Annotated in this window: 19 protein-coding genes; 14 read left to right on the forward strand and 5 right to left on the reverse strand. The window is 58.4% G+C overall.

Annotated elements, in window-relative coordinates:
* Nucleotides 1-606: 606 nt before the first annotated feature.
* From pabB to Q7L05_RS11550, 5 genes are all read right to left on the reverse strand, one after another.
* The gene (gene pabB, locus Q7L05_RS11530; RefSeq protein WP_303906490.1) at nt 607-1,995 is read right to left on the reverse strand and encodes an aminodeoxychorismate synthase component I; all 1,389 of its coding nucleotides are present in this window, start codon (nt 1,993-1,995) and stop codon (nt 607-609) included.
* Between the two features lie 53 nt (nt 1,996-2,048).
* Nucleotides 2,049-2,387 carry a TusE/DsrC/DsvC family sulfur relay protein gene (locus Q7L05_RS11535; protein ID WP_303906493.1) on the reverse strand — a complete coding sequence of 113 codons (339 nt, stop codon included), beginning with the start codon at nt 2,385-2,387 and terminating at the stop codon, nt 2,049-2,051.
* 127 nt (nt 2,388-2,514) lie between these two features.
* On the reverse strand, nt 2,515-3,189 hold the full coding sequence (gene cas6 / locus Q7L05_RS11540; protein ID WP_303906497.1) for a type I-MYXAN CRISPR-associated protein Cas6/Cmx6: 675 nt from the start codon (nt 3,187-3,189) through the stop codon (nt 2,515-2,517).
* On the reverse strand, nt 3,186-3,896 hold the full coding sequence (locus Q7L05_RS11545) for a hypothetical protein (RefSeq protein WP_303906500.1): 711 nt from the start codon (nt 3,894-3,896) through the stop codon (nt 3,186-3,188). The genes cas6 and Q7L05_RS11545 overlap by 4 nt, the downstream gene beginning before the upstream one ends.
* Nucleotides 3,897-4,125: 229 nt before the next feature.
* Complete coding sequence (locus tag Q7L05_RS11550; protein ID WP_092995953.1) at nt 4,126-4,302, reverse strand: sulfur relay protein DsrC; 177 nt, start codon at nt 4,300-4,302, stop codon at nt 4,126-4,128.
* A gap of 627 nt (nt 4,303-4,929) precedes the next feature.
* On the opposite strand from Q7L05_RS11550, the gene dsrA reads away from it, so the two are divergent.
* From dsrA to Q7L05_RS11620, 14 genes are all read left to right on the forward strand, one after another.
* A complete protein-coding gene (gene dsrA, locus Q7L05_RS11555) occupies nt 4,930-6,183 on the forward strand; it encodes a dissimilatory-type sulfite reductase subunit alpha (RefSeq protein WP_303906506.1) in 1,254 nt (417 codons plus the stop codon).
* 87 nt (nt 6,184-6,270) lie between these two features.
* A complete protein-coding gene (gene dsrB, locus Q7L05_RS11560; RefSeq protein WP_303906509.1) occupies nt 6,271-7,341 on the forward strand; it encodes a dissimilatory-type sulfite reductase subunit beta in 1,071 nt (356 codons plus the stop codon).
* Between the two features lie 34 nt (nt 7,342-7,375).
* Nucleotides 7,376-7,768 (forward strand): sulfurtransferase complex subunit TusD, encoded by a 393-nt coding sequence (tusD, locus tag Q7L05_RS11565; RefSeq protein WP_303906512.1) that lies wholly within the window; start codon nt 7,376-7,378, stop codon nt 7,766-7,768.
* Nucleotides 7,769-7,785: 17 nt separating this feature from the next.
* Complete coding sequence (gene tusC, locus Q7L05_RS11570) at nt 7,786-8,169, forward strand: sulfurtransferase complex subunit TusC (protein ID WP_317623123.1); 384 nt, start codon at nt 7,786-7,788, stop codon at nt 8,167-8,169.
* 14 nt (nt 8,170-8,183) lie between these two features.
* Nucleotides 8,184-8,483 carry a sulfurtransferase complex subunit TusB gene (gene tusB / locus Q7L05_RS11575; RefSeq protein WP_303906515.1) on the forward strand — a complete coding sequence of 100 codons (300 nt, stop codon included), beginning with the start codon at nt 8,184-8,186 and terminating at the stop codon, nt 8,481-8,483.
* 45 nt (nt 8,484-8,528) lie between these two features.
* Complete coding sequence (locus Q7L05_RS11580; protein WP_092995970.1) at nt 8,529-8,864, forward strand: TusE/DsrC/DsvC family sulfur relay protein; 336 nt, start codon at nt 8,529-8,531, stop codon at nt 8,862-8,864.
* A 66-nt stretch (nt 8,865-8,930) separates the two neighbouring features.
* Nucleotides 8,931-9,656 carry a respiratory nitrate reductase subunit gamma gene (locus Q7L05_RS11585; RefSeq protein ID WP_303906519.1) on the forward strand — a complete coding sequence of 242 codons (726 nt, stop codon included), beginning with the start codon at nt 8,931-8,933 and terminating at the stop codon, nt 9,654-9,656.
* A gap of 27 nt (nt 9,657-9,683) precedes the next feature.
* Complete coding sequence (gene dsrK, locus Q7L05_RS11590) at nt 9,684-11,291, forward strand: sulfate reduction electron transfer complex DsrMKJOP subunit DsrK (RefSeq protein WP_303906522.1); 1,608 nt, start codon at nt 9,684-9,686, stop codon at nt 11,289-11,291.
* Between the two features lie 74 nt (nt 11,292-11,365).
* Complete coding sequence (locus Q7L05_RS11595; protein ID WP_303906525.1) at nt 11,366-13,339, forward strand: NAD(P)-binding protein; 1,974 nt, start codon at nt 11,366-11,368, stop codon at nt 13,337-13,339.
* A gap of 10 nt (nt 13,340-13,349) precedes the next feature.
* On the forward strand, nt 13,350-13,850 hold the full coding sequence (locus Q7L05_RS11600; protein WP_303906528.1) for a hypothetical protein: 501 nt from the start codon (nt 13,350-13,352) through the stop codon (nt 13,848-13,850).
* Nucleotides 13,847-14,599 (forward strand): sulfate reduction electron transfer complex DsrMKJOP subunit DsrO, encoded by a 753-nt coding sequence (gene dsrO, locus Q7L05_RS11605; protein WP_303906531.1) that lies wholly within the window; start codon nt 13,847-13,849, stop codon nt 14,597-14,599. The genes Q7L05_RS11600 and dsrO overlap by 4 nt, the downstream gene beginning before the upstream one ends.
* Before the next feature lie 92 nt (nt 14,600-14,691).
* Nucleotides 14,692-15,894, forward strand: coding sequence for an NrfD/PsrC family molybdoenzyme membrane anchor subunit (gene nrfD, locus Q7L05_RS11610; RefSeq protein ID WP_303906534.1), 1,203 nt, complete (start codon nt 14,692-14,694; stop codon nt 15,892-15,894).
* Nucleotides 15,895-16,127: 233 nt separating this feature from the next.
* On the forward strand, nt 16,128-17,135 hold the full coding sequence (locus Q7L05_RS11615; RefSeq protein WP_303906536.1) for a glycosyl transferase family protein: 1,008 nt from the start codon (nt 16,128-16,130) through the stop codon (nt 17,133-17,135).
* Between the two features lie 64 nt (nt 17,136-17,199).
* The gene (locus Q7L05_RS11620) at nt 17,200-18,600 is read left to right on the forward strand and encodes a cobyrinate a,c-diamide synthase (RefSeq protein ID WP_303906538.1); all 1,401 of its coding nucleotides are present in this window, start codon (nt 17,200-17,202) and stop codon (nt 18,598-18,600) included.
* Nucleotides 18,601-18,694 lie beyond the last annotated feature (94 nt).

Here is an 18,694-nt window from a genome sequence, read left to right on the forward strand (position 1 = left end):
GTCGCTTAGGCTCCTCGTAATGACAGCGAGGGCAAGTTCATCAGGAGCCGTACCCCCCTGCTGCGCAGGCCCGAATCAATGAAGAGCTGGTAACCACGGCGTACACGTGGAGCACGGGGTAAAACAGCTTGTGTTCCCCGTGGTCCGGAGTAATCACCTGGTAGGGTGGATAAGCGAAGCGCATCCACCAAGCGACTCGAGAGAACGCGGACGTCATTGCGAGCCGTACCCCCTGCTGCACAAGGCCAGAATCAATGAAGAACGGGTAACCACGGCGTACACGTGGAGACAACAAGTTGTTCGGATATTTTCTCCCCCGTGTGCCCCGTGTGCCCCGTGTGCCCCGTGTGCCCCGTGCGCCCCGTGCGCCCCGTGTTCCCCGTGGTTGGAAATTCAATGGTTCGCTAAGTTCTTCAGTAGGAGCCCAGGCGACGCGGCAATCTGGTACTTGGCACTTCGAGATAGCTTCGTCGCTGAGGCTCCTCGCTATGACAAGAGGGAAGTTCGTCAGTGGTTCGGCGGCGCACAGCGGCGGGTACGGCTCGCAATGACGACCAAGAGTTGGTCATTGATTCGGGGCCGCGGAGCGGCGGGGAGGGCTCACACTTAAATACCATCGTCAGTTATGAAAGCCTCCAGCAGTGCAAGCAGACGTGCCGCCTTGTCGAAGCTCTCCTGGTATTCCGCCTCGGGATCGGAATCCATCACGATGCCACCGCCGGCGGCGAAACGGACCTCGCCGTCGGAGTGCACCAGGGTTCGGATAGCGATATTGGTATCCATCGCACCATCAAAACCGATGTAACCGATGCTTCCGCAGTAGAGGCCGCGTGGTTCGGGTTCCAGCTGTTCGATGATCTCCATCGCGCGCCGTTTGGGCGCTCCGGTGATGGAACCTCCCGGAAAACACCCTTCCAGCAGATCAAGGGCGTCCTTTTCCGATGCAAGTAGGCCGGTCACGCTGGAGACCAGATGGTGCACCGAAGCAAATGATTCGACTTTAAACAGTTCCGGAACTCGGATACTCCCCGTTGCACAGCTTTTACCAAGGTCATTACGAAGCAGATCGACGATCATCACGTTCTCCGCACGATCTTTTGGACTTTCCCCCAGCTCTGCCGCCAGTTGGCGGTCCCGTCCCGCTTCCTCATGACGGGGCCGCGTGCCTTTTATCGGACGCGCCTCCACGCCTCCCGCCCGCACTTGGAGAAACCGTTCCGGTGATGCGCTCAGTACCTGCCCGGAGGGTGTATTGAGATAGGCGGCAAACGGGGCAGGGTTGATGTGTCGGAGCTGACGATAGGCGGCCCAGAGATCACCCGAGACCGGTGCGGAAAAGGTTTGGGCAAAGTTCACCTGGTAGCAGTCGCCCTCCACCAAGTAACGCTGAATGCGCGCCAGGCGTTCCAGATACGCATCCCGTGTCAGATTGGATTCCGGTGTGCTGAGGGTCTGGAAGCGGCGCATCCGGGGGATAACCGGCCCCTCGAAGGTCTTCACCCACTCTGCCCAGGTGGCACGCGTATGTGGATCGCGGCAGAAGGAGACCAGGTGCGTCTGTTGCTGCCGGTGATCTACCACAAGCGCCCAGTCGTAGAGGCCAATCGCCATTTCGGGCAGGGCCCCAGCCGGGCGTTCCCGAAACGGCGAATCCTCCAAGTACCAGGCCAGATCGTAGGCGAAGTAGCCCAGGGCGCCGCCGGCAAACGGAATCCCTTCGGGCAATGGCCGCATCTGCGGTTCCAGATAGCGCCGCACCAGCGCCAACGGGTTACCCGCCACCGTCTCTGACGCACCCTCGCGAGGCGTTATCGTGGTACTTTGCCCTTCTGTGGTCAGGGTCAGAAAGGGGTCTGCGACAAGGATATCGAAACGTCCGCAGCCGGCGCTGTCCAGCAGCATCGACCAGGCATGGTCAGCCACTGCCCCGAACAGTTCGGCACTGTCGGCCCGGTAAGGCAGCTCGGTACGAAGGTATGGGGCCCGATTGGCCAAAGGAGGTGGTTTAAGAAGCGGCGCCCCGCCGCGACGGCGGGGCGCCAAGCGGGTTAGTAACCGCCCTTGCGCCGACTCTCGGGGAGACCGCCAACCTTAGCGGCCTGCTTGGAGGGCTGCATGGGGAACAGGGTATAGATGTCTTTGGAGGAGAGTTTCTCGCCCCACTTCTCCGACATGGCCTTGACGATATTGCGATCGTTGGGCTGGTTGCCGCCACCGTTGATGTACTCGTCACGCAGGTAGTTGACAACATCCCAGGACTTTTCGGTCATCTCCACGCCTTCGGCGGCGGCGATGGCCTTGCCAACCTCTTCATTCCAGGAATTGATGTCGGTCAGATAGCCGTTGGCATCGGACTCCACCGTGGTGCCGTTTACTTCGTAAGGCATTTTTTTCTCCTCGTTTTATTTCTGATTTCAAGGTCAATTTTGAGAACCGCCAAGGCGTAAAGAGCGCAAAGCAAACCGGCCAAAAGTGCCGCTGGCTGTACGTCTTTGCGGTTAACATTTACAAATGTCACTTTTTAGTAACGGTTTTATGGGGAATGAAAACCCCAAAGCCGCGTTTGCGGCCAGGACCGAGACCCTGCTCCTGGAGTCGTACCGCATCCTCCCGGGACAGGTCCGCGACGAACAGGCTGCGTGTAATCACCTCTCCATCGGTGGTCCGGAAAACGTGCATCTTACCGCAAAGTATCTTCTTAAAGCGCACGCCGATCGCTTTTAACTCCTCGACATTGCGCTGAAGAAAAGTTTCTTCGTCCTCCGCCGGGTTGGAGACGACATGGCGGGAATGGAGTGCCGGGTGGGTGCTCAACAGCCTCCGCCTGGGCTTGCCCAGAGTCATGTCGTAACCCGCCACCCTCAGGGTCTGGTCAGCGAGCACCTCGGCCTCCTCTACCCGCTCTTTGGGCAGGCGCAGCGTCAGTTTGGTGCGTCTGGACAGGTACAGGAGTTCATTACGATCTTCGGGACGCTCCCAGCCGTTGCCCGATTCGGCACCGTGAACAAGGTGAAGCCCGGCAGCTTCTACCGTTTCGAACCACGGGAGCGCCTCGCAGATGGCCTGGCAGAGCGCATCCGCGTGGTCCACGGGCAGCGCCCGGCAGCGCATGTCGAAGGCGACATCCAGCACGTCTTCGGGAACGACAAACTCTTCTCGCTCTTCGTCTTCGCGCCAGTAAATACTCATGATTCCTCGGGGATCTTCGCCCTTAGTGCGTCACGATCAAACCACCAGCTCTCCTCGACGATGACATCGAGAATCTTCGCCAGTCTCGGCAAGAACTTGCCCGGTTCATTAAGTTCCAGGCGCTCCATCCAGAATTCGAAGACGTCCTGTTCATCCACCTGTCCATGGCGCCGTGCGACGTCGCCGAGCAGTTGCATGGTGAAAAACTGGAGATCATCCCGTTGCTGCCCTTCGGCCCGGAGATCGGTGATATATCGGGCGGCGGCCGCCGCTACCGCAGCGCCGTCGGAGTTATCCGGTGTCTCTTCCACCATGTGCTGCAGCATCGCCACCGATAATTCCGGGTCAATGGGGAACGTCACCCCCAACCATATACCATGAGCCAGGGCCTTAACCGACTCGGACCGGTCGGCCTGAAACAGCACATCGGTGGCTTCCACCGCGCGCAACCAGTCTTCAATCGCAATCGCTTCATCGAAAACCGGTTTGGCGATCTCCCACGCCTCCTCACGGCGCTCCAGGTCCAGGAGCACATAGGCGGAGTCCAGAAGCAATTTCATCCGGGAATCCGCTGCGGCGTCCGTGGGCAGGCGTTCCAGATCCTCGCGCAATGACTGCAGCTGCAACTCCAGCCGCTGGCTCGATCCCATGGCATCGGTCGAGCACTCTGCCTCTCCGAGATTCGCCTCTGTTCTCAGGTATTTCACGTTAAATCGCTCCTAGTTCTGCAATTAACCGCAAAGCTTCCGCTCCTGCTCACGCCCCTCACCTACATCCATGTAGGCGAAGTCGCAAAGAGCGCAAAGGCAATGCACGACAGGTCAAAGAACGGGTAGAGGCGCACCCCCTCGGCCCTGCCCAACCGAACGCAGGGCCGGGAAAGGTTCTCTATCCATGGACCTTGCGCTCTTAGCGTCTTTGCGGTTCGAAAAAACTCTACGTAAATACCGCCTCGAGGCGGTCTTCCCAGTTTTCCGGGGTATCCGGAAACGGCGGCTTGACATCGATACGAAAGAACATTTCTGTCTTGGCGCGCTCCTCGACCGTCTCCAATAGCTGATCGAACGATTCGATCTGCGGATTCTGTATCAGTATCTCGCTCAGATAGAGCATCACAGTTCACCCTGATTAGGTAGTTTCCAGATAGCAGTAGTTCCCGGCGAAGGGGAACGAATATGCACTCGCTCCTGTCAAGGCATTGCAGTCCCCATATCTGACGGCTGTATTATCCGGCAGACACCTGAGGAAAAGAAATGTCGTCGAAGGGGAACTTTTTCAACCCTCGGGCAATCTCTCAGTTGGCTGCTAGAGAATATTGAACCGGGAAACGATACCTGCTGACAAGTCCCGAAAAAAAGCGGAAAATAGATGGGATTTCCGCTTGAATGGACTCAAGTTCCTAACATTCCACAGGATTCTGCGTCCGCATACATTTGATTCAATAAGCTATTTAGCAAATTCGAAAGTTATGAAACGGTAACAGCGTTAGTTTTTATATATCCCATTTAGGATAGCTTATACCACCCCCTGCCCCCCCATCGTGAGGATATTGCACTTCATTAGAAACCTCTAAACTTTGGCCTCAATTGATCGTAGGGCTTCCTGCATCAATAACGTCTTTAGGAATATGCAGGGTTTCGTGAGCAGTACCTGCAGCCTGGACCTGGCCTAGCCGAAGCTACTCAGGCGAATCCGGGAGGCCAGAAACCCAAGTTGAAGACTGTACGGGAGAAGAAACCGATGGCGAAAAAATTGCAAGACACACCGATGCTTGACCAGCTGGAAAGCGGTCCATGGCCGAGCTTCATCACCGGGCTGAAACGTCTGGCGAATGATGGCAAGGGATACTCCGACATGGTCGTCGACCTGCTCGGTCAGCTGGAAACCTCCTACCAGACCAAAAAAGGGTACTGGAAAGGCGGAACGGTCGGTGTAATCGGCTACGGCGGCGGTGTTATTCCCCGCTTCACCGAGCTGATGGATGAAAACAAGAAACCGATGTTCCCGGCCGCAGCCGAGTTCCACACCCTGCGTATCATGCCCCCTGCCGGGATGCACTACGACACTGCCACAATTCGCAAATTCTGCGACATCTGGGAAAAGTACGGCTCCGGCTTGATCGCTTTCCACGGCCAGTCCGGCGACATCATGTTCCAGGGCTGCACCAGCGACAATGTCCAGCCAGCCTTCGATGAGCTCAACGAAATGGGCTTTGATCTGGGCGGCGCCGGTCCGGCTGTCCGTACCGGCATGTCCTGCGTCGGTGCTGCACGCTGCGAGCACTCCTGCACGGATGAAGGTCGCGCCATGCGCATGCTGGTCAACGCCTTCCTGGACGACATGCATCGTCCGGCTCTGCCCTACAAGTTCAAGTTCAAGGTCTCCGGTTGCGGTAACGACTGCATGAACTCCATCCAGCGCGCCGATATGTCCATGATCGGTACCTGGCGCGACGACATGAAAGTCGACCAGGGCGAGTTCAAGAACTACGTCGAAACCAAGGGTCGCAAGTGGATCGTCGACAACGTTATCACCCGTTGCCCGACTCAGGCGCTGTCTCTGAACGAAGATGACACCCTCGATGTCAAGAACTCGGACTGCGTTCGTTGCATGCACTGCATCAACGTCCTGACCAAGGCACTCTCTCCCGGTGACGACAAAGGCATCAGCATCCTGGTCGGCGGCAAGCGTACGCTGAAGATCGGCGATCTGATGGGCACCGTTATCGTGCCGTTCATGAAGCTCGATACCGATGAAGATTACGAGAAGCTCGAAGAACTGGCCGGAGAGATGATCGACTTCTTCGCCGAAAACGCTCTGGAGCACGAGCGTACCGGTGAAATGATCGAGCGTATCGGCCTGATCAACTTCCTCGAGGGCATCGGTCTCGATGTCGACCCGAACATGGTTACCCAGCCGCGTTCGAACCCGTACATCCGCATGGATGGCTGGGACGAGGAAGCTAAAAAATGGTTCGAGCGTAAAGCCGGCTAAGCACAACGCTTCGACTTGAATGAATAGCGGAACGGTCCCCCGGACCCTTCCGTCCAGAGATAAAGAACCTGATCACTGGAGGTAAAGATGAACGCACCTCGCATGCCCATTGAGAGTGGTGTACCGGATCCGTTCCCGTACATGCACCCGACCCTGAAGGCCAACTATGGCCAGTGGGCCTGGCACGACCGCCCGCGTCCGGGTGTTCTGCACCACGTCGCCAAAGGCGGCGACCAGGTTTGGACCGTTCGCGCTGGTACCCAGCGTCAGATGGATGTTCACACCATCCGTAAGCTAATGGATATCGCCGACGAGTTCGCCGATGGCTACGTCCGCTTCACCATTCGTTCCAACATCGAGTATATGGTGTCTGACGAGTCGAAAGTGACGCCTCTGATCGAAAAGCTGGAGTCCGAAGGCTTTCCTATCGGTGGCACCGGCAACTCCATCTCGATGATTTCCCACACTCAGGGCTTCCTGCACTGCGACATCCCGGGCACCGACGCCTCGGGTGCCGTGAAAGCCCTGATGGACGAACTTCATCACGATTTCACCCACGAGGAGATGCCGAACCGCGTGCGCATGACCACCTCCTGCTGCCAGATCAACTGCGGCGGCCAGGGTGACATCGCCATCAACATCCAGCATACCAAGCCGCCCAAGATCAACCATGACCTGGTGGCCAACGTATGTGAGCGCCCGTCGGTTGTGGCTCGTTGCCCGGTTGCGGCTATTCGCCCGGCCATGGTCAACGGCAAGCCGTCTCTCGAGGTGGACGAGAAGAAGTGTGTCGCCTGCGGCGCGTGCTTCCCGCCCTGCCCGCCGATGCAAATCAACGATCCGGAGCACTCCAAGCTGGCTATCTGGGTCGGTGGCAAAAACTCCAACGCCCGCAGCAAGCCGACTTTCCACAAGCTGGTCGCTGCCGGCCTGCCGAACAATCCGCCGCGTTGGCCGGAAGTCGCCGAGGTGGTCAAGAACATCCTCAAGGCTTACAAGGATGACGCGAAGGATTACGAGCGCATGGGCGAGTGGGCGGAACGTATCGGTTGGCCCCGCTTCTTCGAGAAGACCGGTCTGCCGTTTACCAAGTACCACATCGACAACTGGCGCGGTGGTCGCGTTAACCTGAACGCGTCTGCTCATATCCGCTTCTAAGAACGGTTCAAAGCAAAAAGAAAGGGTTGAGCTAATGAAGTTCACGGTACAAGTCAACGAAGGACCCTATCAGCACCAGGCGTCCGACAGCGCGTACCTGTTCGCAAAGGCCGCTCTGGAGAAGGGACACGAGATCTATCGTATCTTCTTCTACCACGACGGGGTGAACAACGGGACCCGCCTGACAAAGCCTCCGCAGGATGATCGGAACATCGTCAATCGTTGGAGTGAGCTTGCCGAACAGCACAACCTCGATCTGGTGATCTGCGTTGCCGCGGCCCAGCGCCGCGGCATCGCCGACGCCGACGAGGCGAAGCGCAATGGCAAAGACGCTGACAACATCGCCCCGGGCTTCCGCATTTCGGGCCTGGGCCAGCTCATCGAAGGCGGCATCCAGTCCGATCGGCTGGTCGTGTTTGGTGACTAACGATTGGGGGTGAGACGATGAGTGAAGAAATGATGGGGGGAGAGGTCAAGAAGTTCCTGTACATGAACCGCAAGGCTCCGTACGGAACGGTTTACGCCCTCGAATCTCTGGAAGTGGTGCTAATCGGTGCCGCTTTCGAGCAGGACGTCACCCTGGTGTTCCTGGATGACGGTGTTTACCAGCTCATCAAAGGTCAGGACAACAGCGATTCGGAAATGAAGAACTTCTCTCCGACCTATCGCGCTCTAGAGATGTACGACGTGGAAAAGCTCTATGTCGGCAAAGAAGCTCTGGAAATGCGGGGTCTGACCGAAGAAGACCTGTTGGTGGATGTCGAGGTGAAAACCGCCGACGAGATCCGCGACCTGATGGAAGAGATGGACGTCGTCCTTAGCTTCTAACCGGGGGAAAAGAAATGTTGCATACCGTCAACAAGTCGCCGTTCGAGAAGAATAGTCTGGACACCTGCCTGGCTCACGCCAAAGAAGGTAGCGCCATTCTGCTGATCGAGGACGGCGTGTACGGCGCCACGAAAGGCACTGCCGTATCCAATAAAGTGCAGGAAGCAATGAGCAAGTTCACCGTTTATGCCCTTGAGCCGGACGTCAAACTGCGTGGCGTTGCCGACAAGGTGATGGACGGCGTCAAACTGGTGGATTACGCAGGTTTTGTCGACCTTGCCGTCGAGAACGACAAGGTTCAGGCCTGGCTGTAATTTGGTGTAAACCCACTACGAATCAATCTCAAAGGAGATAGTGTAATGGCTACGATGGACGTTGCAGGTAATAGCGTTGAAGTTGACGAGGAAGGCTACCTCACCAACATCAATGATTGGGATAAGGATGTGGCTATCGAGTTGGCCAAATCCGAAAACCTTGAAATGACCGAATCTCACTGGGAAGTCATCGAATTCCTGCGTGAGTACTACCAAGAGTACCAGATTGCTCCGGCAGTCCGCGTACTGACTAAAGCGATTGGCAAGAAGCTTGGGCCGGAGAAAGGAAACAGCAAGTACCTGTACGAACTGTTCCCCTACGGCCCGGCCAAGCAGGCCTGCAAGATCGCTGGTCTGCCGAAGCCGACCGGCTGCATCTAAGTCAGGATCGGGGAGGTCGTTCGCGGCCTCCCCACCTCTACTGTCCGTAGTTCGGAGGGTCGATTGATGGCAGGGCTTTTTTATGCCGCACTGTTTTATTTCGCGACGGCGTTTTTCGTTGGTGGTCTCGCCTACAAAATCTACAAATATGCGAAAACGCCGGCGCCCCTGAAGATTCCGACCACACCCGCCCCGACAACCCAGAGCGGCGTGGTGGCGCGCATGGCCCGCGAGGTCGTCTTCTTCGAGAGCCTGTTCAAGGGCAACAAATGGATCTGGCTGTTCGGCTGGATGTTCCATGTAGGACTGGCGTTGGTGCTACTGCGCCATCTGCGCTACTTCATGGATCCTATCCCGGGCGTTATCGTCTTTATTCAGCCGTTCGGCATGTACGCGGGTTTCGCCATGGCGATTGGGCTACTCGGCCTGTGGGGCCGTCGCTTTTTCGTTGAACGTATTCGCTATATCTCAAATCCTTCGGACCACCTGATGCTTGCGCTGCTGGTGGCCATTGGTGGAAGTGGTCTGATGATGAAGTTCGGGGCCCATACCGATATCGTCGCCGTAAAGAACTTCGTCTTGGGACTGATGACTTTCAGTCTGCAGCCGTTGCCGACGGATCCGCTGCTGTTGATCCATCTGGCTCTGGTCGCCGTGCTAATGATCATCTTCCCGATTAGCAAGCTGCTGCACGCGCCGGGCGTGTTTTTCAGCCCGACCCGCAATCAGGTCGATAACCCGCGCGAACGTCGGCACGTAGCCCCTTGGGCTGCTGAGCTGGACAAGTCGTAATCGGACGAAAGAACGAGGAGAATCTGCGTGGCCGCTGATTTCCAGACACCGGAATTTAGGGAATACCCCGCTGTTCCCAACAAGCTGGTTCCCGACGCAACGGCGCACCTGAGCCCGTTCGTCGCCAAACCGGATCACAACGAGAAGCTCGGCTTCCCGGGCGAACTGGTGGACAACTGGCACGATAAGGCCATCGAGAAGATGGGCGACCTGCTGGGCAAGTACCGCGGCCTGCAGGTTTTCCTGGATGCCTGCGTCAAGTGTGGTTCGTGTACCGACAAGTGTCATTACTTCCAGGGCACATCGGACCCGAAAAATATGCCCGTAGCGCGTCAGGACCTGCTGCGTAGCGTCTACCGCCGCCACTTTACCTTTGCCGGGAAGTACTTCCCCAAACTGGTGGGTGCCCGGGAACTGGACAGAGAGGTGCTGGACGAGTGGTACAGCTACTTCCACCAGTGCTCGCAATGCCGTCGCTGCTCGGTATTCTGTCCCTACGGCATCGACACCGCCGAAATCTCCATGGCCGCCCGCGAGATCCTGGATACCGTCGGTTACGGCCAGAAGTACTGCAACGAGATTCTCGGCAAGGTACAGACGGTCGGTAACAATCTCGGTCTGCCCGGTCCGGCTCTCAAGGCCACCATGGCAGAGTTCGAGGAGGAGATGGAAGACGATACCGGCCTGCCGATCAAACTGCCGATTGACGTCCAGGGCGCCGACGTGCTGCTCATTACGCCCTCCGCGGATTTCTTCGCTGAGCCGCACATCGACGGGTTGATGGGCTATGCCAAGGTGTTCCACGAGGCAGGGATCAACTGGACGCTCTCCTCCTACGCGGCCGAGGCGGCCAACTTCTCCATGTTCATTGGCTCCTACTCCAACATGAAGACCGTTGCCGAGCGTATCCGCACGGCGGCGCTGGACCTCGGGGTCAAACGCATCATGGTGGGTGAATGCGGCCACGCCTGGCGTGTCGCCTACAGCTTCTGGAATACCGTTGCGGGCGTCGGTTCCGGTGCCGCCGAAGATGACGAATATGGGCAAAAACTACAGAAGCAGCTGGATCACCGCTATCCGATCCCGCAGCACATCTGTGAGTTCACCCACGGTCTGCTGCAGGAAGGGAAGCTGCGACTCGACCCGGCCGCCAACGACCACAGGACCGTAACCTTCCACGACTCCTGCAACGTGGCTCGCGCATCGAGAATGGGTGACAAACCCGGAGGCCAATTCGATATTCCGCGCGCCCTGCTCAAAGCGGCGTGCAACAACTATGTCGACATGGACCCCGATACGATTCGCGAAGTGACCTACTGCTGCGGTGGCGGCGGCGGTCTGCTGACCGATGACCTGATGGAGATCCGTGTCAAAGGCGCCCTCCCCCGTATGGAGGCGCTCAAGGATGTGATGCAAAACCAGGGTGTGACCAACATGGCGGCCATCTGCGCCATCTGTAAGGCCCAGTTTGCCAAGGTCATGCCCTATTTCGACATCCCGATGGACACCATCCTCTCCACGCACCAAATCGTGGGCGACGCACTGGTTCTGACGGGTTCGACGCAGGAAACGGCACTCGATGGCGGGGACGATTCTTCCGAAAAAACGGAAGAGGCCGCCGAGGCTACCGAGTAACGAATAACCAAAACGACGGGCTTCGTGTCAGGTATTCACCTGCGAAGCTAGGTTAATGGCATAGGAGACTAGACATGGCGACTTCTAGTGACGATATGAACAAAGATTTTACCTACCGCCGCTACCAGGATGGCGACGACAAACATGGGCCGTGGAACCAGGAGATCTTCCAGGCGAGCTGGACCCACAAGTGCCCGACCTACGTCCACCGGACTCCGCCGTGTCAAGGTAGCTGCCCCTCCGGCCACGACGTTCGCGGCTGGCTGGACATCGTCCGCGGCATCGAGAAGCCGGCCGGCGAAATGACGATGCCGGAGTACGCCTTCCGTCGCAACACGGATGCCAACCCGTTCCCCTCCATCATGGGCCGCGTCTGCCCCGCTCCCTGTGAGGACGGCTGCAACCGCAATATGGTCGAGGATCACGTCGGCATCAATTCGGTCGAGCAGTACATCGGCGATACGGCACTGAGCGAAGGCTACAAATTCGAAGTCGGCGAAGACACCGGCAAGAAGATCGCCGTCATCGGTGGCGGTCCGGCCGGACTTGCCGCGGCCTATCAGCTGCGCCGCAAAGGTCACGGTGTGACCGTCTTTGAGGCCTATGATCTGCTCGGCGGCATGATGCGCTATGGCATCCCGGGCTACCGTACGCCGCGCGATGTCCTGGACGGTGAAATCAACCGTATCGTCGAGATGGGCGTCGAAGTGAAGACCGGCACCAAAATCGGTGTGGATGTCAAGCTGGACGATGTCGAGAAGGAGTACGATGCCGTTCTGTTCGCCATGGGCGCACAGTCGGGTCGTCCGCTGCCGATTCCCGGCGCCGATGCCGTCAACTGCATTAGCGGTATGGCCTTCCTTGCTGCCTTCAACGAAGACCGTCTGAAGGCCGTTTCCGGCCGGGTTGTGGTCATTGGCGGTGGCGATACCTCCATCGATGTGGCATCCGTCGCCCGCCGTCTGGGTCATATCTCGGTCGAGAACGAAAAGGATCGCCCGGAACACGTTATCATTAACCAGACCGCTCACGATGCAGCCATGGTGGCTAACCGCACCGGCGCGGATGTCATGTTGATCTCCCGCTCCCCGGTCGAGAAAATGCCGGCCGCCGAGCATGAAATCGAAGATGCCACCCGTGAAGGTGTCGAAATTCGCGGTCAGCTGAACCCGGCCGAGATCATCAAGGGGGAGGATGGCCGCGCGAAGGCACTGCGGGTACAGAAGCTGGAAGCCGATGGGAAAACCCCTATTGAAGGTGAATTCGAGGACATCGAAGCCGAGCTCATCGTCGCTGCCATCGGTCAGACCGGCGACTGGGAAGGCATGGAAGGACTCGCCAACGATCGCGGCCTGATGGACGCGGACAAGCACTTCCAGGTTCCGAACAAACCGGGCTACTTCGTTTGTGGTGACATCGTGCGCCCGCATCTGCTGACCACTGCCATCGGCCAGGCCTCCATCGCCTGCGAGAGCATCGATCACTACCTGAAACATGAGCAACTGGTGAAACGTCCGAAGGTGGACGTGCATCACTTCGACCTCATGAACAAGCTGATGGAGACGGGTCTGGAGCCGGAACCATTCCAGGCGGATCCGAAGAAGAACCTCACCACCAAGGACATCGATGTTGGTTTGTGGGGCACCTACGACGCCAAATTTGCGGTGCACAACTACGAAGATCGTTCGCAGAATGAGATCATTCCTGCAGACGAGCTGTTCCTGGGACACTTCGAATATACGCCGCGCCACAAGCGTAAAAGCATCGAGGTTTCTGCCGACGAGGTACTCGGACACTTCGAAGAGCGCCTTCAGCCGCTGTCCGAAAAGGATGCGGTCGACGAAGCCGATCGCTGCATGAGCTGCGGCATGTGCTTCGAGTGCGATAACTGCGTGGTGTTCTGTCCGCAGGAGGCCGTCAAGAAGGTCCCGGTCAACGAGCGGACCATGGGTCGCTACGTGTATACCGACTATGACAAGTGCATCGGTTGCCATATCTGCGCCGACGTCTGCCCGACCGGCTACATCGATATGGGCATGGGCGAATAAGAGGGTCATCATGCGTATCAGCAAGCTTCTGCAGATGGTTCCCGCCGCACTGGCGCTGACCTTGTCAGCGCCCGCCCTGGCGGGCGATGGGGCCGGGCCGGAGGTGCCAAAGGCGATCAAGGGTGAGGAGTGCGTCGAGCCCACGTCCGACATGCGCCGTAACCATATGGAATACCTCAAGCACCACCGCGACGAGGCTCTGCGGGAAGGGATTCGAACCAAGCAGTACAGTCTCAAGCAGTGCCTGGAGTGTCATGTGGCGCCCGAGGGTGACCCTCAGGCGCCACAGGATAGCAGCGAGCACTTCTGCATGGCCTGCCACGAATACGCCGGCGTGACCATTGATTGTTTCCAATGCCACGCAACCCAACCGAAGGAAACGGCCAGTTTCCATCCGCTTGTCACCCCGGGTATGAAGGCGATCAAGGATCAGGCCGGACGCTCCGGTGAACTGCTCAACCAGTTCGCCGAAAGCCATGCCAGCAAGACGAGGACAGGTGCAATTCAATGAGCGAAGACACGAATCTCAAACGCCGTGAATTCATCGGTAACGGTGCCAAGCTGGCCGCCGGCCTGACGATCGCGCCCGGTGTGGTCGTGTACGGCCTCTCCGAGGCGTCGGTCCCCGACCGCCCCGCAGAAGAGCCCGCATCCAGCGAACGCCGCTGGGGCATGCTGGTGGACAGCAACAAGTGCGCTACCGGGTGTGACAAGTGCGTCACCGCCTGTGGCGAGGAGAACGGATGGGACGACAGTGAGCCCAATTCGAGCCCCGAGCAGAAGGCGCAGTGGATCCGAAAAGTCGAACTGCGCCACAAGGGGACGGGCAAGAGCCATTCCCTGCCGATGATGTGCCAACACTGTGAAAATCCGCCGTGTGTCGATGTCTGTCCGACCAACGCTTCCATGAAGCGCGCGGACGGTATCGTCCTGGTGGATCGTCACCGCTGCATCGGCTGCCGCTATTGCATGATGGCATGCCCTTACAAGGCACGTTCATTCATTCACGAAACACTGACGGATCAGGAGCCCCATATGCCGCGCGGCAAGGGCACTGTCGAGAGCTGCACCATGTGTGTGCATCGTGTCGACGAAGGTCGCGAGCCGGCCTGTGTGGAGGAGTGTCCGGAACAGGCCATCCTGTTTGGCGACCTGAACGACCCAGACAGCGCCATCGCGCAGGCTCTGACCCGGTACGATTCCACCGCTGTCCGCGAGGATCTGGGTCTGAATCCCGGCGTTCGCTACCGCGGTATCTGATCGGACGAACGACAAAGCCACAGAGGGCGCAGAGAGCACATGACCCTTCGTGTTCTCTGTGGTGACCACCGAATCAAAATCGGATGACAGGCATGAAGAAAACGCTCTACACGCAGATTGAGGGAGGAAAGGGCTTCTGGGCCCTGCTCGCCGGCTTTGGTGTGGTAATCCTGGCCGGTCTCGCCTCCATGTATTACATGGAGCACAACGGCCACTGGGTCACCGGGATGAACAACAGCGTGGTCTGGGGTACCCCCCACGTGTTTGCCATCTTCCTGATCGTCGCCGCCTCCGGGGCCCTTAACGTGGCCTCCATCGGTTCGGTCTTCGGCAAAAAAATGTATAAGCCGCTGGCCCCGCTTTCCGGCATTCTGGCCGTTGCCCTGCTGGTGGGCGGCCTGGCGGTGCTGGTTCTCGATCTGGGCCGACCCGATCGGCTGATCGTGGCGATGACCAACTACAACTTCAAATCGATCTTCGCCTGGAACATCATTCTCTACACCGGATTCATGGCGATTGTCGCCATCTATCTGTGGATGATGCTGGAGAAGCGCTTCAACAAATACAGCACATCCGTGGGAACGTTCGCCTTCGTCTGGCGCCTGCTCCTCACCACCGGTACCGGCTCCATCTTCGGTTTTCTGGTGGCGCGTGAAGCCTATGACGCGGCCCTGATGGCGCCGATGTTCGTGGTCATGTCCTTCTCGTTCGGTCTGGCCATCTTCATGCTGGTGCTGTTCGCCTCGTATCGTATGACCGGACGCCCGCTGGGCGACTACGTGGTGCGCCGCCTCAAAAACCTGCTGGGTGTGTTCGTTGCCGGTGTTCTCTATTTCGTGCTGGTCTATCATCTGGCCAATCTGTATGCGACCGAGCATCACGGTGTCGAGAGTTTCATCCTGACCAGTGGCGGCATTTACACCATGCTGTTCTGGGTCGGCCAGATCCTGCTGGGGTCATTGGTGCCGCTGGCGATTCTCTATAACCCCGCGACGGGCAACTCCCGCGGTTGGATCTCCATCGCCTCGGTGCTGGTCATTTTCGGTGGCCTCTCGCAGCTGTATGTGCTCCTCATCGGCGGTCAGGCCTACCCGATGAAGACGTTCCCGGGCTATGAGGTTACCAGTTCATTTGGCGACGGAATGATCGCCAGCTACAGCCCGACTCTGCCCGAAGTCCTGTTGGGTATCTCCGGCTTTGCAATCGCCCTGGTAGCCGTCACTATCGCAGTACGGCACCTGCGCGCCCTCCCCGCCAGTCTGGCGGATGGCGAAACGGATCCGCACGCAGCCTGATAGAAGCGGGTCCCGGCACAACACCGATGTTCCCGCCAGGGACATCGGTGTTCGCGTATCTGAGGTACGAGATTCGAGATGCGAGATTCGCGGCCAGATACGAGGTACAAGGTCCGGGCGGATAGTGGTGCCGTCTACCCTCTCATCTCTCACCTGGTTAGCGAAGGTAGCAAACCGCCAAAATCCCGAGTACGCTACATAGGTATTAATCTTTAACGACCCCAGAGGTAGGCATGAGCGAGCAAGAACATCCTTTTGCCCAGTACGTCCGCATACTCGGCAAGGGCCGTCACGGCTCCCGGGCCCTGACCCCGGAAGAATCCTTTGAGGCCATGCGCCTGATTATGGCCGACGAGGTTGAGCCCATTCAGCTGGGCGCCTTTCTGATGCTGATGCGCGTCAAAGAGGAGACGGGGCCCGAAGTCGCCGCCTTCGTGCGGGCGATCCGGGAATCCCTGCAGATTCCGGCCGACGCCCCCAAGGTGGACCTGGACTGGTCCTCCTACGCCGGCAAAAAACGCCAGCTGCCCTGGTATCTACTCTCGGCCCTGCTGCTGTCGCAAAACGGGGTTCGGATCTTTATGCATGGCGCCAGCGGCCATACGGCTGGACGCATCTATACCAAGAATATCCTTCCGGAAATGGGTATCCCCGTAGCTGCCAGCCTCGACGAGGCGGCCAAGCAGATGGCGGAAAACAACTTCGCCTATCTGGACCTGGAGAACCTGTCACCCAAACTCCACCAGATTATCGAAATGCGCCCGCTGCTCGGTCTGCGCTCGCCGGTGCATACCATCGCCCGGGAACTCAATCCGTTCGCTGCCGACTACGTGATACAGGGCATCTTTCATCCCGGCTATCGCGATATTCACCTGGAAGCCGGGAAGGATCTGGGCGAACCCCATATGGCGGTGATTAAGGGAGAAGGCGGCGAAATCGAGCGCAACCCCGATATCGCCTGTCTGGTACGGATGCTGCACAACGGCGAGTTCTCCGAAGAGGAGTGGCCGCCTATGTTTAACAAGCGTCACATCCGTGGCGATGAACTCAAAATCGAGGATCTGCTGGGCGTCTGGCGTGGCGAAAAGGAGGACGAATACGGCGCCGCTTCGGTGGCGGGAACCACTGCTATCGCCCTCTATCTAATGGGGCGTGCCGACAACCGTGAAAGCGCCGAAAAGATGGCATGGGAGATGTGGAACAACCGAAATGGGGAAGAGTTGCTAGTGGCTAGCGGCTAATTGCCAGGTCGTTCTCTCGTTCCACTCATTACTCGTAACTCGCTGCTAGCGACTCACAACTACTATGGCTCATCTACTGATTGGCGCCCCCTCCAAGTCCTCGGGAAAAACGACCCTGACGCTGGGGCTATGTGCCGCCCTCGCCCGGCGCGGCGTGGCGGTTCAGCCGTTCAAGAAGGGACCTGACTACATCGATCCGATGTGGCTGGGTCGGGCGGCCGGCCGCCCATGTTACAGCCTCGACTTCAACACCATGAACCGGGAGGAGATCCTCGGAACCTTCCGGAGCTATTCGGAAAATGCCGCCATCAGTCTGGTCGAGGGCAACATGGGGCTCTACGACAGTCTGGATGTGGCGGGAGCCCACAGCAACGCGGCATTGGCGGCTCTGCTTGGTGCACCGGTGCTGCTGGTGGTCAATGTCAAAGGCGCCACTCGCAGTATCGTCCCGCTTATTCGCGGTTTCCTTGAGTTTGAGCCCAAAGTCCACTTTGCCGGTATTCTGCTGAATAATGTCGCCGGTGACCGGCACGAGAAACGTTTGCGTGAGGTGATTGGGCATTATCTCGATATCCCCATCGTTGGCGCGGTTCATCGCGACCCGACTCTGGCCATCGACGAGCGCCACCTCGGCTTGCTGCCCAGCAACGAGGCATCCACCGCCGACCCAATCCTGGTTCGCATCGCCGATCGGATAGAGCAGCAGATCGACCTGGAGCTGCTCCTCGCCCTGGCCGAACAGGGCACGCTACCGGCAGGTCCCCCTTTGCCCCGTCCCGAGATCCCGAAAACCGATGTGCGTATCGGCATCGCAAAGGATAGTGCCTTCGGGTTCTATTATCCCCGGGACCTGGAACGATTGCGGGAGGCGGGGGCGGAGCTTGTACCGTTCAGCCCGACTCGGGACACTGCTTTGCCGGAAGTGGACGGGCTTTTCATCGGTGGGGGCTTTCCGGAAACCCATCTCGCCGAACTCTCCGCCAATCAATCGATGCGGTGCGCCGTACGGAGCGCCATCGAGGCGGATATGCCGGTCTACGCCGAGTGCGGCGGACTTATGTATCTCTGCCGCTCTATCCACTGGGACGGCGAGACAGCCGAAATGGCAGGTGTAATGCCGGCAGATGCCGTAATGCACGAAAGACCGGTTGGACGGGGCTATGTGCGACTGCAGACGACCGGTCGAGAGCGATGGCCGGGTGCTCCCGCGACTTTACATGCCCACGAGTTTCACTATTCGTCGCTTGAGAATCTGGCTCCCGACCTTACCTATGCTTATGAGGTAACCCGTGGAGCGGGCATAGACGGGCACCACGATGGTTTTATCTACCGCAATCTGCTGGCCAACTATGTCCACCTGCAGGACGTTGAGGAGCACCACTGGACCCGCCGCTTCGTCGATTTCGTCCGACGGGTAAAGACGAGCTCGAAAACGACCGAAAACACCGAGGTTCAAAACAGCTAACCACGGAGAAACAAAGATACAAGATGGAAGATACGAGACTCGAAGGTCCGGCAGAGACTCGAATCTCGCCCCTCGAATCTCGTATCTGAAGTTT

Source organism: Thiohalomonas denitrificans, from assembly GCF_016841685.1.
In the GTDB taxonomy this organism is placed as follows: Bacteria; Pseudomonadota; Gammaproteobacteria; order Thiohalomonadales; family Thiohalomonadaceae; genus Thiohalomonas; species Thiohalomonas denitrificans_A.

Coding starts and splice junctions, on each gene's coding strand:
- Q7L05_RS11535 (WP_303906493.1), bottom strand. CDS start 2,387: ATGCCTTACGAAGTAAACGGCACCACGGTGGAGTCCGATGCCAACGGC.
- cas6 (WP_303906497.1), bottom strand. CDS start 3,189: ATGAGTATTTACTGGCGCGAAGACGAAGAGCGAGAAGAGTTTGTCGTT.
- Q7L05_RS11550 (WP_092995953.1), bottom strand. CDS start 4,302: ATGCTCTATCTGAGCGAGATACTGATACAGAATCCGCAGATCGAATCG.
- dsrA (WP_303906506.1), top strand. CDS start 4,930: ATGGCGAAAAAATTGCAAGACACACCGATGCTTGACCAGCTGGAAAGC.
- dsrB (WP_303906509.1), top strand. CDS start 6,271: ATGAACGCACCTCGCATGCCCATTGAGAGTGGTGTACCGGATCCGTTC.
- tusD (WP_303906512.1), top strand. CDS start 7,376: ATGAAGTTCACGGTACAAGTCAACGAAGGACCCTATCAGCACCAGGCG.
- tusC (WP_317623123.1), top strand. CDS start 7,786: ATGAGTGAAGAAATGATGGGGGGAGAGGTCAAGAAGTTCCTGTACATG.
- tusB (WP_303906515.1), top strand. CDS start 8,184: ATGTTGCATACCGTCAACAAGTCGCCGTTCGAGAAGAATAGTCTGGAC.
- Q7L05_RS11580 (WP_092995970.1), top strand. CDS start 8,529: ATGGCTACGATGGACGTTGCAGGTAATAGCGTTGAAGTTGACGAGGAA.
- Q7L05_RS11585 (WP_303906519.1), top strand. CDS start 8,931: ATGGCAGGGCTTTTTTATGCCGCACTGTTTTATTTCGCGACGGCGTTT.
- Q7L05_RS11595 (WP_303906525.1), top strand. CDS start 11,366: ATGGCGACTTCTAGTGACGATATGAACAAAGATTTTACCTACCGCCGC.
- Q7L05_RS11600 (WP_303906528.1), top strand. CDS start 13,350: ATGCGTATCAGCAAGCTTCTGCAGATGGTTCCCGCCGCACTGGCGCTG.
- dsrO (WP_303906531.1), top strand. CDS start 13,847: ATGAGCGAAGACACGAATCTCAAACGCCGTGAATTCATCGGTAACGGT.
- nrfD (WP_303906534.1), top strand. CDS start 14,692: ATGAAGAAAACGCTCTACACGCAGATTGAGGGAGGAAAGGGCTTCTGG.
- Q7L05_RS11615 (WP_303906536.1), top strand. CDS start 16,128: ATGAGCGAGCAAGAACATCCTTTTGCCCAGTACGTCCGCATACTCGGC.
- Q7L05_RS11620 (WP_303906538.1), top strand. CDS start 17,200: ATGGCTCATCTACTGATTGGCGCCCCCTCCAAGTCCTCGGGAAAAACG.